General features: G+C 65.1%; 11 protein-coding genes. 4 read left to right on the top strand and 7 right to left on the bottom strand.

Features of this window, described 5'->3' with window-relative positions:
• Nucleotides 1-24: 24 nt before the first annotated feature.
• The 3 genes from HTIA_RS07805 to HTIA_RS07795 are packed head-to-tail and all read right to left on the bottom strand — an operon-like array spanning nt 25 to nt 2,350.
• A complete protein-coding gene (locus tag HTIA_RS07805) occupies nt 25-207 on the bottom strand; it encodes a hypothetical protein (RefSeq protein ID WP_008524864.1) in 183 nt (60 codons plus the stop codon).
• Nucleotides 204-2,108 (bottom strand): ferrous iron transport protein B, encoded by a 1,905-nt coding sequence (gene feoB / locus HTIA_RS07800; RefSeq protein WP_008524865.1) that lies wholly within the window; start codon nt 2,106-2,108, stop codon nt 204-206. Before feoB ends, HTIA_RS07805 begins: the two co-directional genes overlap by 4 nt.
• 2 nt (nt 2,109-2,110) lie before the next feature.
• Nucleotides 2,111-2,350, bottom strand: coding sequence for a FeoA family protein (locus HTIA_RS07795; protein WP_008524866.1), 240 nt, complete (start codon nt 2,348-2,350; stop codon nt 2,111-2,113).
• A 157-nt stretch (nt 2,351-2,507) separates the two neighbouring features.
• On the opposite strand from HTIA_RS07795, the gene HTIA_RS07790 reads away from it, so the two are divergent.
• The 3 genes from HTIA_RS07790 to HTIA_RS07780 all read left to right on the top strand — a co-directional run bounded on the left by HTIA_RS07790 (nt 2,508) and on the right by HTIA_RS07780 (nt 5,693).
• Nucleotides 2,508-2,936, top strand: coding sequence for a GIY-YIG nuclease family protein (locus HTIA_RS07790; RefSeq protein ID WP_008524867.1), 429 nt, complete (start codon nt 2,508-2,510; stop codon nt 2,934-2,936).
• 39 nt (nt 2,937-2,975) lie between these two features.
• Complete coding sequence (thiE, locus tag HTIA_RS07785; protein WP_008527675.1) at nt 2,976-3,611, top strand: thiamine phosphate synthase; 636 nt, start codon at nt 2,976-2,978, stop codon at nt 3,609-3,611.
• Nucleotides 3,612-3,719: 108 nt separating this feature from the next.
• Entirely contained in the window at nt 3,720-5,693 is a 1,974-nt protein-coding gene (locus tag HTIA_RS07780; protein ID WP_008527676.1) for a PAS domain S-box protein, read from the top strand.
• Here HTIA_RS07780 and HTIA_RS07775 read toward each other — a convergent pair.
• From HTIA_RS07775 to HTIA_RS07765, 3 genes are all read right to left on the bottom strand, one after another.
• Nucleotides 5,668-8,133 (bottom strand): heavy metal translocating P-type ATPase, encoded by a 2,466-nt coding sequence (locus HTIA_RS07775; protein WP_008527677.1) that lies wholly within the window; start codon nt 8,131-8,133, stop codon nt 5,668-5,670. The two genes, HTIA_RS07780 and HTIA_RS07775, sit on opposite strands and share 26 nt — an antisense overlap.
• A gap of 79 nt (nt 8,134-8,212) precedes the next feature.
• Nucleotides 8,213-9,649, bottom strand: coding sequence for an FG-GAP repeat protein (locus tag HTIA_RS07770; protein WP_021029442.1), 1,437 nt, complete (start codon nt 9,647-9,649; stop codon nt 8,213-8,215).
• A 226-nt stretch (nt 9,650-9,875) separates the two neighbouring features.
• Nucleotides 9,876-10,628, bottom strand: coding sequence for a helix-turn-helix domain-containing protein (locus HTIA_RS07765; RefSeq protein WP_020936217.1), 753 nt, complete (start codon nt 10,626-10,628; stop codon nt 9,876-9,878).
• A gap of 211 nt (nt 10,629-10,839) precedes the next feature.
• Here HTIA_RS07765 and ppc point away from each other — a divergent pair, with 211 nt between their 5' ends.
• Nucleotides 10,840-13,536: a phosphoenolpyruvate carboxylase gene (gene ppc / locus HTIA_RS07760; protein WP_008527680.1), complete on the top strand. Its 2,697-nt coding sequence runs from the start codon at nt 10,840-10,842 to the stop codon at nt 13,534-13,536.
• A gap of 74 nt (nt 13,537-13,610) precedes the next feature.
• On the opposite strand, the gene HTIA_RS07755 is transcribed toward ppc, so the two are convergent.
• Nucleotides 13,611-14,924, bottom strand: a complete 1,314-nt coding sequence (locus HTIA_RS07755; protein WP_008527681.1) for an anaerobic glycerol-3-phosphate dehydrogenase subunit C — start codon at nt 14,922-14,924, stop codon at nt 13,611-13,613.
• Nucleotides 14,925-14,927 lie beyond the last annotated feature (3 nt).

Below are 14,927 nucleotides of genomic sequence, written 5' to 3'. Positions count from 1 at the left end.
CGTTACTGGCGGGAACCAACCGACCTACTCGGTGCCGCCGTCGGCACGCAACCGATCGACGCCCTTCCGGCGGAGTTGCTCGACGATGCCCGAACAGGCGTCACACTCCGCACAGGTCGTCGTCGAACAACTGACCGAGGAACCACACCGGGGACACTGGAGGCCACCGGTCGGCTCGAACTCGAACTCGCAGGTCGGACACTTCATAGCCCGACCACCCCGAAGGTGGCCGCGAGGATCCCGCCGACGCCGAAGGCGACGACCCACGAACCGACCCACATCAGGAGTGCGCTCTTTGCGTCCCGTTCCTTGAGGATCATCACCATCGAGAGGATGCAGGGGACGAACAGCGTCACGACGACGAGGCCGACGAAGACCTGCGCACTCGAGAGTGCCATGTCGGTCATCCCGGCGGCGGCGAAGTCCCGGCGGATGAGTCCGAGGACGAGTACCTGCCCGAAGTCGGCGGGCATCCCGACCAGCGAGGTCAGCGGTCGCAGTCCCGCCTTGATCGCGTCGAGACCGCCGACGTAATCGAGCGCGGAGATCGCGAGCGCCGTCCCGGCGAACAGCGGGATCGCCTCCCGGAGGAACATCTTCGCGCGGTTGTAGGTCTTCCGGAGGATGTTCCCGGGGCGGGGTGCACGCATCCGCGGCAATTCAGCCACGAGCGGCTCGCTCTGGCCCGGCAAGGTGCGATCGAGGAAGACACCGGCGACCCCGAGCACCACGAGCAGGACGCCGAGATAGCCGAACCACCAGATCATCCCGAGGCTGGCGATCAGCCCCATGATGACCCCCAGCTGGGCCGAACAGGGCACGGCCAGTCCGAGCAGCGCCGTCGAGATGGTCCGTTCGCGTTTCGAGCCGACCATCCGCGTGGTGATGATCGCCATCGTGACACAGCCGACGCCGACGATCATCGGGACGATCGCCCGGCCGTTCAACCCGACCCGGTTGAGCCCACGGTCGGTCAACACGGCCAGCCGCGGGAGCACGCCAGAGTCCTCTAGGAGACTGATCGCCAGGTAGAACGCGACCACCAGTGGCAACAGCGCACCGACGAGGTACTGGACGGTGACCGTCAACAGGCCGAGGTTGTCGTTGAGCAGGAGGAACTCGATCGGTTCGACCCAGGTAGCGTCGGGTAACACGCCGGCGACGAAGGACTCGACGGCGGGAATGTAGTGAGCCCCGAGGACCGCCACCTCAAGTTTGTCCACGAGTCGCTGGGCGACCAGGTCACCGATGAAGTAGTAGATCAGCCCGAGGGTCGCCAGGGCGATCGGCGTGCCGGTCAGCGGGTTGATCATCAGGTCGCTGACCCGCTCGGCGATGGAGTCGTCGGTCCGGGTGATCTCCTGGACCGAGTCGACGACCGACTGGACCCGGGACCGTCGCTCCCCGTAGATCTCCTCGCGCAGGCCGGGTTCGACGAGGGCCGGCGACCCACCGTCGGCCATCACGCCGCCGACGTCGACCGCACGGGCGAGTGGCTCGTCGCCCTCGACCAGCAGCGTCTTCTCGGCACGCGTCGCGTCGAGTTCGTCGGGCAACTCGTCGTAGTAGTCCTCGACGGCCGTCGATTCAGGTGCGGTCGCCGCCGGAATCCGCTCACGGAGGTCCTCGAAGCCCTCACCGTCGATGGCGACTGTCGGAACCACAGGGACGCCGAGTGCGTCTTCGAGGGCGTCGACGTCGATGTCGATCCCGTCGGCTTCGGCCTCGTCCATCATGTTCAGCGCGACGACCGTCGGGACCCCCATGTCGAGCAGTTGGAGCGTCAAAAACAGATCGCGGTCGAGGTGGGTCGCGTCGACGACGTTGACGACGGCGTCGGCCTCCAGCACGATCTCGCGGGTGACGCGCTCCTCCTCGTTGAACGCGGAGATGCCGTAGACGCCGGGCGTATCCGTCAGCTTGTACTCGCCGAACTCAGCGAGAGTGGTGTCGACGGTCGTCCCCGGGTAGTTCGAGACGTCGACGTACTGCTCGGCGAGTTCACCGAAGACGACGCTCTTGCCGACGTTCGGACACCCCACGAGCGCGAGCGTCGAGTCGGCGTCGATCTCGCTCGCGTCACACCCGGCGTCGTGACACCCCTCCATGGCTAGTCACTGGCCTCCGCGCGTGGCCGTTCGATCTCGATCTCGGCAGCGAGGTCCGCTCCCAGCGCGAGGTCCGTCCCGTTGCGCCGGACGATGACCGGGCCCTTCCGGATGTGGTGGCGACACTCGACGGCCCCGTCCAGGAATCCCAGTCGTAACAGCCGTGCACGTGTGTCCCCGTCCGGAACCGCCACTAGCCGGACGGACTCGCCCGAACCCACGTCGGCCAGTACCTCGCTCATTTAGTCTCACCTAAGTAGACATAAGTTAGGTATACCAAAAAGAACCCACGGCCGTTCCCGCGCGGTGAAAACAGCTGTGAACAAACGTGGAGGATGTGGCGACGCTGTCCACGGAACGATCGCCGAACGTTTCCACAAAGCGGACGAATGCCAGGATATGACAGCGAAGGGGACCTACACACTTCTGCTCACCCTCCGCGAGCCGACGACGATCACGTTCGGCGCGGCCGGCGAGCGCGATCTGGCGGCGGGCGGGTACGCCTACACCGGGAGTGCCTTCGGGACGGGCGGGTTCGCCCGGATCGACCGCCATCGCAAACTCGCTTCGGGAGGTCAGGACGTCCGTCACTGGCACGTCGATTACCTCCTGGGCCACCCCGAGACAGCGCTAACGGACGTCCTGAAGACAGTCGGTGAAGACGTCGAATGTCCAGTCGCCCGGACGATCGCGACCGAGGCGACGCCGATCGACGGGATCGGGGCCTCGGACTGTGACTGTGACACGCACCTCGCGTACGCGCCGGACGTCGAGGACCTCCGCCAGATAGTCGAGCGCGCTCACGAAAGCGCCCAGGCCGGGGACTGAACCGCAACGCACTCACCGATAGCGATCTCAGGTACCGCTATGACCGACTGGGACGTCTATCTCGTCACGCAATCGTCGCTCTCGGGCGAGCGCTCGACGCCCGAGGTCGTCCAGCGGGCGATCGACGGCGGCGTCGACGTCGTCCAGCTCCGCGAAAAGGACGTCGCCGCACGCGAGCGATACGAGATCGGCCAGGAAGTCCGCGAACTGACCCGCGAGGCCGGCGTGCCCCTGATCGTCAACGACCGCCTCGACCTCGCGCTCGCGCTCGACGCCGACGGCGTCCACCTCGGCGAGACGGACCTGCCGGTGGCGGTCGCCCGCGACCTCCTCGGCGAGGCGGCGATCGTCGGCCGGTCGGTGTCGTTCGTCGAAGACGCACGCGCCGCCGAGAGAGCCGGTGTGGACTACCTCGGCGTCGGCGCGATCTACGCCACCGGCTCGAAGGACGATATCGACGACGACGAGTACGCCATCGGGACCGACCGACTCGCCGATATCGTCGCAGCCGTCGACATTCCCGTCGTCGGAATCGGCGGCGTCACGAGCGAGAACGCCGCCAGGGTGATCGAGGCGGGCGCGGACGGCGTCGCCGTGATCACCGAGATCACGGGCGCTGACGACCCGGCGGCCGCGACCCGAACGCTGGCCCGCGTCGTCGCCGAGGCGCGGTGACGACGTCGACCGCGATCGACGAGGACGACGCTGGCGCAAGACCGACGTTCTGACCGTCGATTGCTCCGGCCGGTCGAATTAAGACCGTGCCGCTTGTCAGTGACACACATGAATCGCCCACGCACGATCCTGTTACTCGCGATCGGGCTCGGGATCGGCGTTTGGGTATTCGACGCCGTCGTCGATGCGGTCTTCTTCTACGAGCAGTCGTTTCTGGCACTGCTGGTGACCGACGTCCCGGTTCACGAGCTCTACAGCCGGTCGCTGATGCTGGTCGCGTTCGTCGGCTTTGGCGTCGTCGCTGCCCGGCTGGCTGAAACGGTCCAGGAACGTGAGCGCGATCGGACGCTGTTCCGGCGGCTGATCGACGAAGCGACCGATAGCGTCTACGTCATGGATCCAGAGACGGGAATGATCACGGACGTCAACGAGACGGCCTGTGAGGTCCTCGGGTACGATCGGTCGACACTCGTCGGGACGTCCGTCGCCGCGATCAATCCCGAGTTCGAGGACGGCGACGAGTTCACGGCGTTCCTGGATTCCCCGACCGGCAGGGAGTTAGAGTACTACGAGACGCGCCACGTCCGGGCGGACGGGACGACGTTCCCGGTCGAAATCTCGGCGTCCGACGTCACGATCGACGGTCGACAGTTTCGAATCGCGATCGTCCGAGACATCACCGAGCGCAAACGACGCGAGCGCCGGATCGCCCACTACAAGCAGGCCGTCGAGAGTTCACACGATCAACTCGCGGCAGTCGATACGGAGTTACAGTACCTCTTTGGGAACGAGGCCTATCGGTCGTTTCACGGAATCGAAACCGAGAGCGTTCACGGACAGTCCCTCGATCAGTTACTCACCAGCGAGGAGTTCGATCAGATCGAGCCTCACGTCCGGGAGGCACTCGCGGGCGATCGGGTGTCCTTCGAGATACCCCGGACCCACGACTCGAAGGACGACCGCGTACTCGACGTTCGCTACTGGCCGCTGCGTGACGAAGACGGGGCGATCCAGGGCGTCGGAGCCTCGCTGCGGGACGTCACAGATCACAAAGAGATGATCGAGGATCTCCGGCGGGCCCGCAAGCGCTACGAATCGCTGTTCGACAGCATCAGAGACGCCATTCTCGTCGCCGACACCGACCGCCGGATCGTCGACTGCAACCCGGCGTTTTCCGAGCTGTTCGGCTACGACCTCGCTGAGATCGAAGGGGAGCCGACCAGTATCGTCTACGCGAGCGACGAGGAGGGCGAGTCGATGGACGAGGCACTGGGCCAGCACATGGACGACCCGACGTTCGTCCAGACGGTCCGCTACGAGAAACAGTCCGGCCAGGTGTTCCCCGGCGAGACGAACGTCTTCTACCTCCGGGACCGGGAGGGCGAGGTCACGGGCTTCATCGGACTCATCAGGGACGTCTCCGACCGGCAGGCTCGCGTCACCCAGATCCGGACGATCGATCGGGTTCTCAGACACAACCTCAGCAATGCCCTGACGGTCATCCTGGGCAACGCGGAGACGATCGCCGAGGGAGAGACTGACGACCCCCGATGGAGTGCAGAACGTATCATCCAGACGGGCGAGAAACTCCAGGCCACAGCGGCCAAGGAACGGGAGATCACGAGCTTCCTCGCGGAGTCTCGACCCGTCGTCGAGTGCGACGCCGTCGGAGTCGTCGAGAACGCAGTCGCGGACGTGCGCGAGCGGTATCCCGACGCCGACCTGACAGTCGATCTGCCGGCGACCCAGCCCGTCCTCGCGGTCGCACACTTCGACCGGGCGGTCGAAGAGCTACTCGAGAACGCCCTGGCACACGCAGACACGCCCGAGCCGTCGGTGACGGTTACCCTCGAGCAGATCGACGACGGCGTCGAGCTCAGTATCGCCGACGACGGGCCGGGAATCCCCGAGATGGAACGGGCCGTCCTGACCGGCGACCACGAGATCGAACCCCTCTTTCACGGTCGCGGCATCGGGCTGTGGCTGGTCCACCTCATCGTCCAGTACTCCGACGGACAGCTGTCCTTCGCCGAGAACGACCCACGCGGGAGTGTCGTCACCGTTCGACTTCGGACGCCGTAGAGTCGTCGAGACGGTCCGGCTCGATCCGGGCCAGCCGCATCGCGTTGCCCGTCACGCCCAAGCTCATGCCCATATCGCCGACCACGACGGCGACCGCGACGCTGACGTACCCCAGCGGGACGCCGACCGCGAGCAGGGCCTTCACCCCGAGGCTAGCCCAGATGTTCTGTCTGATCACGCCGACGGCCCGGTTCGACAGCGAATAGAGATACGGCAGTTTCCCGATGTCGTCGCCGAGGAGTGCGATGTCCGCCGTCTCCAGGGCCGTGTCGGTCCCGGCGGCACCCATCGCGACGCTCACGTCGGCGCTCGCCAGCGCCGGCGCGTCGTTGATACCGTCGCCGACCATCGCGACCTCGCCGTGAGTGGCCTGTAAGGCCTCGACGGCGTCGACTTTCTGCTCGGGAAGGAGTTCCGCACGGTAGTCGTCGACGCCGGTCTCGGCGGCGATCGCCCGGGCCGTCCCCTCGTTGTCGCCGGTCAGCATCACGACGTCTTCGACGCCGAGGTCGTGAAGGCGCTCGACTGCTCTCCGGGCACCGGGACGGACCTCGTCGGCGACCGCGAGGGCACCCCAGATCGCCGCCTCCGTCCCCACGAGGACGATCGTCTTGCCCGCCTGTTCGAAGGCGGCGATCGTCTCCCCCACCGACGAGTCCACCGACCGGGCCGTGAGCGATCCGCCGTCCGTGCGAGACGCGGCGTCGCCGACGCCGTCGATCTCGACGCCGAGATCCCGAAAGAGGCCGGGGGCTCCGGCGTAGACCGTCTCGCCGTCGAACGCCGCGCTGACGCCCTTGCCCGTGAGCGTCTCGAAGTTCGTCGGTTCAGGGACCGCCTCGATCCCCGCGCGATCCGCACGGTCGAGGATCGCCGCCGCGATCGGGTGCTCGCTGCGGCGTTCCAGCGCGGCAGCGTGTCGAAGGACGTCTGCAGTCTCGCGATCGCCGAACGAGACGACGTCCGTGACCGCGAGTTCACCCTTCGTGAGCGTCCCGGTCTTGTCCAGGGCGACGGCGTCGACCTCGCCCATCGCCTCGAGGTGGTTGCCGCCCTTGATCAGGACGCCGTTCTTCGCGGCGCTGGTGATCCCCGAGACGACCGAGACGGGCGTCGAGATCACGAACGCACACGGGCAGGCGATCACCAGCAGCGTCAACCCGCGGACGAACCACGTTCGCCAGTCCCCGGGCAGGACGATCTCGTAGCCGGCGACGCCGAGCGTCGCGCTCCCGGCGATCAGGAGTGGCGGCACGGCGGCGGTCAGGATCGCCAGGACGACGACAGCAGGCGTGTAGTAGCCCGCAAAGCGGTCGACGAACTGCTCTTTGTCGGTGCGGTTCGTCTCGGCGTCCTGGACGAGTTCGATGATCCGCGAGAGCGTCGAGTCGCCCGCCGTCGAGGTGACTTCGACCTCCAGGTAGCCCTCGGCGGTGATCGAGCCGGCGAAGACCTCCTCGCCCTCGCTCTTCTCGACGGGCACGCTCTCGCCGGTGATCGGCGACTCGTCGACCGCGCTCTCGCCCTCGACGACCACACCGTCCAGGGGAATCTTCTCGCCGGGCCTGACGAGGACGGTCTCGCCGATCTCGACGTCGTCAGCCGGAACAGTCACTTCGTCCCCGTTCCGGCTCGCGGTTTCACCGCTCGCTCGTTCGGAGGCCTCACTCCCGTCGGTCGCTGCGGCCTCCCGCCGAACTGTTGCCTCGTCTGGGGACAACTCCATCAGTTCCCGCAGGGAATCCCGCGCCCGGTCCATCGCGTAGTCCTCCAGCAGTTCGGCGATGGAGAACAGCACGGCCAGGGTCGCGGCCTCGACGAAATAGCCGATCCCCGTCGCCGCGAGGATGGCAACGCCCATCAGCAGGTCGATGTCCAGACTCCGCGCCCGCGCCGAGTAGATCCCGCTCCGGACGACCGGCGCGCCGCTGACGGCGATCGCCACCAGAAACAGCCCGTCCGCGACGGCGATCGGATAGTCGAGGACAGTGGCGATCTCGACGTTCCCGCCGGTGAGCACGAACTCGACGGCCAGCCCGAGCGTCAGCAAGACCGCGCCGATCCAGGTCTTGATCGCGCGCGAGTTGGTCCAGATCTCCGTCGGCGGCGCGATGTCCGGCGCAGTAGTTTCACCGCCGGCATCGTCGCTGTCGCCATCGTCGTCGCTGTCGAGCACCTCGTAGCCCGCCCCCTCGATGGCGGCGATCACGTCGGCCTCGCTCGTCCGTGCCGGATCGAAGGTGACCGTCGCGACGCCCTTGGTCGGCGACAGCGACACCTCGGTGACACCGTCGACGCGTTCCAGGCTGCCGTCGACCTTGCTCGCACACGACGGGCAGTCCATCTCGGGGACGGCAAGCTGTATCTGCCGGCCGTCTCCGGTTCCAGCCGTCCCCTCCATCGCCTCGTCAGCGTCCCGTCTCGACTCGTCGTCGCTCATTACCTCGACGTAGGGGCGACAGTTCGATAAGCCTTTTTTGGAATACTCCAAGATCGGGGTGCGTCAAACGAGAACGCCCTCAGAAAACGTATGCCGAGCCCGCCCACTCGCCGTTCGGGTCATCGTCGGCGGGAGCCCCGAGCAGCGCGGTCGAGCCGTCGTTCGACACCGCGACTGACCGCCCGAGTCCATCGACTTCATCGCCGTCACCAGCCGCGAATCTCGCCTGCAGGGCCCAGGATCCGTTTTCGTTCGTGAATGCGTACGCAGAACCCGTGTTTTCCGCGTTCGGTGTGTCGTCATTGGGAGTCCCGATGATGACACTCGAGCCGTCAGCCGAGAGGGCGACTGACGTGGCGAACTCGTCCTCGGGATTGCCATCAGGCGCGGTGAGTTTCGCTTCCTGTGTCCACGTGCCGTCCACCCTGCGGAAGGCGTACGCCGAGCCTGCGCCCTCGCCGATGGGATCCTCGTCGTAACTGGATCCGACGATGGCAGTTGCGCCATCACCGCTCAGTGACACTGCCCTGCCGAAATTATCCCACGAATCGCCATCGTCGGCGACGAGTTTCGCCGCCTGGGTCCAGGAGCCGTCTGCCCGTCGGAAGACGTACGCCGAGCCCGCGTTTGTCCCGTGTGGATCCGCATCGAAATGTGCGCCCACGAGGGCGCTCGACCCATCGCGTGACATCGATACTGAGTGTCCGAATTGATCGCCTTCGTCGCCATCACCGGCCATTACTTTCGCGTCTTCCGTCCAGGACTCGCCGTCTCGGGAAAACACATATGCGGAGCCCGATCCCTCGCCGTGTGGGTTCTGGTCCTTTCGTGCCCCGATGATGGCTGTCGTCCCGTCACCGGCTATTCCGACGGCAGCGCCAAAGAGATCCGAGCCATCACCGTCACTGGCCGCGAGTTTCGTTTCCTGGAGCCACGAGCCGTTTTTCCGTCGAAAGACGTACGCCGAACCCACATCGTCACCGTTCGAATCACTGTACCCCCAAGCGCCGATGAGGGCCCTTGACCCGTCAGCCGAGACGGCGACTGAATCGCCGAAGAAGTGGTGTTTGTTGCCGTCACCGGCCGCGAGTTTCGCTTCCTGCGTCCAGGAGTCACCGTCCCGCGAAAACACGTAGGCCGCGCCCGCTTCGCGCCCGTTCGGCTCCCCCTCACTCTCGGCCCCGATGATGGCGGTGGAGCCGTCCCCTGACACCGCCACTGAATCACCGAATGAATCATGCTCGCCGCCATCACCGGCGGCGAGCTTGTTGGTTTCAGTCGTCGGTGACACAGGCGTCGATGTGTCTGTCGCCGTGGGACTCGGCGTTGGAGCATTGCCCGGTGTGAGCGTCGTCGAAGGGGTGCGTGTTGGCGTCCCGCCCGAGGAGGCGTTCGATGGAGTCGCCGAAGGGGTGTCTGTCCCCGGGTTGCTGCCGGAGTCAGAACCACAGCCCGCCAGAACCCCGATCCCGAATACGCCGATTCCCGTCAGAAACTGCCGTCGACGCTGATTCATGGCTGGCCCTGAAAGCCACACCACATATAAATTCCGAACTTGATTTCGAGGCGGTAGCCGACCCTCTCCCGCGAGAAGACATCGTCCGGAAGAGTGTCGCAGGGTGTTGTACTGTGGGGGCGAGTAATACTGCCGGCTGTAACAGACTGACGGAATTCGCCACCCCGGTGTGGCGAATATCTTTACGAACTTACAGCCGGCAATATAAAGAGAGGCCAGTGTCCGCCTATCTGTCGCGACTCGGCGACGTTTCCGAACGGGTCTCCCCTGCCACGTACTCTTTCGCCAGAGACTCCTCGGCACGCCGCAGCCGGTAGGTCAGCGTCGATCGGGGCACCTCGAGGTGATCGGCGAGTTCGCTGACGTCGACCTCGCGGGGGCTCTCGTAGTAGCCATGTTCGACAGCCGCCCGGAGGGCAGCTTCCTGTTCGGCCGAGAGCCCCGTTGGGTCCGCACCCACGCCAGCGCCCGGCTCGGCCGTCACGCCCGTCCGGAGCATCTCCATCTCGGCACAGTCCCCGACAGCGGCCGCAAGCGCGTCGAAGAAGGCCGCGACGTCGCCGGTCCCCGAGTGGATGATCCGCCAGGTGTAGTGGCGGCCCTCGTTGCGCGTATCGAACAGCAACCCGTCGCCGAGGTGGTCCAGGGCGAGATGGGGTACCGAGACACAGACAGGACTGCGCTCCCAGTAGGAGTACAGCACGAGCGTCTCCTCGTCACGGTCCAGCACGTCCGTCGTCTGAGTCGCGCCGCAGTCCCCGTCGGCCAGACAGTCGGCGTAGTAATCCGACGACCGGAATGCCTCGGCGATGGCGTCGAGGGCGTCCGGTGACCCGCTGGCGTGATCGACTCGCCAGAGGCGCTCGTCGGTCGCGTGCAGCGACAGCGACCGGATCCGCGCACCGGGGTGCTCGGCGAGGGTGTCCGCAACGGCGTTGCACCCTGGCTTGTACGCCAGGGCAAAGACCAGCTCGCGCATATCTGGACGACGGGCTCGCGAGACATAACTGTCCGTCCCGACCGAGACGGAGCCGACCAGAACAGTCCGAACCGTGATATAACGGTGATAGATCGTAATGAATTCGATGGCGAAACCAAACGACTGCAGCGTATTCAATGATTATCCGTCGTGGATGAGACGTTCTTCCAATTCCGCTAGTGTTATACCGTTCCAATGTTCATAGAGTGGTATGACTTTACACGGCAGAGAGCTCACCCAGGACGTCCGCGAGCTGGGCGAGCTTCTGGGATCGGTCATCGAAGCGCAGGACTCGACGGAGGCCTTCGAGACCGTCGAGACGATCCGGAACAACGCGATCGCCTACCGCCGTGGGGACGGCGACACCCGTCAACCGATTCACGACGAACTCGACCGGCTCTCGCCGGGGATGCAAGACGTCGTCGCCAGGGCCTTTACCACCTACTTCGAGCTGATCAACTTGGCCGAGGAGCGCGAACGGGTCCGCGAGGTCAGGGACGGTCTGCAAAACGGGAACCTCTCGGACACGGTCGGGGAGGCTGTCGAGACGCTTTCGGCCGAGGGCGTCGAGCCGGACACCGTCGAGGAGATCCTCGAAGACGTCATGATCGAGCCGACCTTTACGGCTCATCCCACTGAAGCGCGACGCAAGACGATCAAGGCCAAGCTCTGGTCGGTCGGGAAGCTCATCCAGGACCTCGATCAGATCCGCCTCACGGACCGGGAGGTACGCCGGAAGAAACGCGAACTCCGGGCGGAAGTGACGAGTCTCTGGCAGACCCCACAGGTCCGTGATCGCCGTCCCGACGTGACCGACGAGACGCTGAACATCCAGTGGTACCTCGAAAACAGCCTCTTCGACGTCATCAGCGAGGTCTACGACGAACTCGAACACGCCCTCGCAGAGACCTACGACGACGAGGTCGATGTCCCGAACCTCTACGAGTTCCGGTCGTGGGCCGGCAGCGACCGTGACGGCAACCCCTACGTCACTCCCGAAGTCACCGAGGAAACCCTCGACCGCCAGCGAAGCGTCGTACTCGAGCTGTATCGGGACGATCTCAAGAGCCTCTCGGGCGTGCTGAGTCAGGACATCGACAACGTAGAGCTCAACGAGCGGTTCGTCGAAAACTTCGAGGCGCACAAGGCAGACCTCCCCGGCGTCGCCGACGGGATCGAGGAGCGCTATCCCGACGAGCCCTACCGTCAGAAGCTGAAACTGATGCGTGAGAGTGTCCTCCGCGTCGACGACGTCCGATCCGGCGCATACGACGACGACGAGGAACTCCTTGCCGACCTGCGGATCATCGCCGAAAGTCTCGCGGAGAACGACGCCGACGACATCGTCGAGGCACACGTCCAGCCCCTGATCCGAAAGGTCGAGACCTTCGGGTTCTCGCTGGCGAACCTCGACATCCGAGACCACCGCGGGAAGCACACGAACGCGCTGATCGAGACCCTCGATCGGGAGGGGATCGACTACGACGCGATGGACGAAGACGAGCGCGTCGAGTTCCTGACCGAGGCGATCCTCCAGGACGACCCGGTCATCGACATCGACGACACAGACGGTCTCTCTGAGGAGTCGGCGAAGGTCCTGACGCTGTTCTCCTCGGCCGCCAAGTGGCAGCGGGAGTACGGCGTCGACGCCATCGACACCTACGCGATCAGCTGGTTCGAGGAGTCCTCTCACGCACTGGAGGTTCTCTTCCTGGGCGATCAGGCCGGCATCGTCGACCTGCCGGGCTACTGCGGGTTCGACATCGTCCCGCTGTTCGAGAGCGAGTACGCCCTCACGCGCGTCCGGGAGATGCTGAGCACGCTCTTCGAGAACGAGGCCTACAGCCAGGCCTTAGACGCCCGGAACAACACCCAGGAGATCCTGCTCGGATATTCGGACTCCTCGAAGGAGAACGGCTATCTGGCGGCCAACTGGGAACTGTACCGCAACCAGAAGCGAATGGCCGACATCTGTGACGACCACGACGTCACCCTCCGGCTGTTCCACGGCCGGGGCGGGTCGATCTCCCGGGGCGGGATGCCGATGCACGAGGCGATGCTCGCACTGCCCAACCAGACGGTCAACGGTCAGATCAAGTTCACCGAGCAAGGTGAGGCCATCGCCGAGAAGTACGGCAACCCCGACGTCGCCGAGCGCAACTTAGAGCAGATGCTCAACGCGCAGGTGCTGGCGCGGTACAACGCCATGGAAAACCCCGTCGAGGACATCCCAGAGGAGTGGATCGACGCCTTCCAGACGGCGGCCGACCACGCCAGCACTGAGTACCGCGACCTCTTGGAGACCGACGGGTTCGTCGAGTACTTCGAGCAGGCGACCCCGATCACGGTCATCGAGAACCTCAACATGGGCTCGCGGCCGGCCTCCCGGACGGAGGATCGGAGCCTCGAGGACCTCCGATCGATCCCGTGGGTGTTCTCCTGGACGCAGGCCCGGTGTATCATCCCCGGCTGGTACTCCGTCGCCACGGGCATTCAGGGCTACCTCGACGACGGCGGGGACATAGAAACGCTGCAGGAGATGTACGAGGAATGGCCGTACTTCGGGACGATCCTCGATCACGCCGGGATGGCGCTTGCCAAATCCGACATGGAAATCGCCACCGAGTACGCCGACCTCGCCGACGAGGAACTCCGCGAGCGGTTCTTCCCCCGGATCCGGACCGAATACGAGAACTCCGTCGAACTCATCCAGGAGATCTCCGGGCGGGAGACCCTCCTCAAGCGGTCGTGGATGGAGGACAACCTCGAGCGCCGGAACCCCTACGTCGATCCGCTGAACCTGCTCCAGACCCGGCTGCTCGCCCAATCGCACCTCACCGAGACCGAACGCCGGGCGCTCCGGCTGACGGTCCACGGCATCGCGGCCGGCATGAAGAACACCGGATAATCGCGCTCGTCCGCTGAATCGCCGGCCGTTTTCGGCTCATCTGCTTGCCGCTTTTAGATACCAGTCCGATTCGCTCAGGTCAATACCCGTTCGAGCAACTGCATCGGGTGGGAAATCTCATAGCCCGTCCCGTGTTCCATCTGCATCGAGCAGGTCGGACACTCGGTCATCCCGTGTTCGGCGTCTGCATCCTCCATGTGTTCGAACATCTCTTCGCCGATCTCCATCGAGGTCTCGTACTTCTCTTCCTTCCAGCCGTAGGTGCCCGAAATGCCCGAACACGAGTCGCCGACGTCGGTCACGGTGACGCCCTCGACATCCTCGAAGAGTTCGACAGCCTGTCGCCCGAGGCCCTGATTTCGGGAGTGACACGGCGCGTGGTAGGCGACGTCGGGAAAGTCTTCGGCTTGTGCACCGGCGAGTTCGGATTCGAGATCCTCGTGGACCCGGAGGTACTCCATGGCGTCGTAGGTGTGAGCGGCGAGTTCGTCGATCCCGTCGAGGTCGAACAGATCGGGGTACTCCTGGCGGAGCGCGAGCGAACACGACGAGCAGGTGGCGATCACGTCGTAGCCCGCCTCGATCGCGTCGCCGAGATGCTCGACGTTGACTTTCGCGTGTCGCCGAGCGTCGTCGACGCGCCCGTTGGCGAACATCGGCGTCCCCGAGCACTTCTGTTTCGGGACGACGATCTCGTAGCCCAGCGACTCGTAGACCCGGACCATCGCCTTCGCGACCTCGGTGGTGTTGTAGTTCGAGTAGCAGCCGTGGAAGTACGCGACGCGCTTCTCCTCGCTTTGGACCTGCGCGCCACCCCGTTCCCGCCACCATTCCCGAAACGTCTGGGTGGCGAACTCCGGGAACTCCCGCTCGCTCGGAATCTTCATGGTCTTCTCCATCACCCACCGGACCGCCCCGTTGTTCATGAAGAAGTTCGCCGTCCGGGGGAGCTTCGAGGCCAGCCACGCCGACGTCCGGTAGTTAGCGAGAATCCGGTTGCGGATCTTCTTGATCGAGAGGGATTGCTCTTCTAAGACGTACTTCGCCCGCGCCGTGTTGTGCATCTCGCTGAAGGGGACGCCGGAGGGACAGCCACTGTCACACTGCAGGCAGTTCGAACACTCGGTGATCGAGTCGTCGATCTCGACATCTCCCTTTGAGGAGAGTCGCCACTGTTCGGGCCCCTGGAACTGCGGGCCGGGGAAGTCGTCGTTGACCTCGGCGACTGGACACTCGGCGTCGCAGGTCCCGACTTTCGTGCAGTTGTCGGCCCCCGACCGGAGGTCCATCTCCGTGGTCGTCCCAAAGACGTCGCGTGGTTCGTAGCCCTCCTCGCTGGTCAGTGATGCGCCCTCGGCGTCCGTCCCGTCTCGTTGTGTATCACTCATTTG

It is taken from the genome of Halorhabdus tiamatea SARL4B (assembly GCF_000470655.1).
Lineage (GTDB): Archaea > Halobacteriota > Halobacteria > Halobacteriales > Haloarculaceae > Halorhabdus > Halorhabdus tiamatea.
Note: the sequence above shows the minus strand (reverse complement) of the source record. Positions and strands in the feature narration are given on the sequence as shown.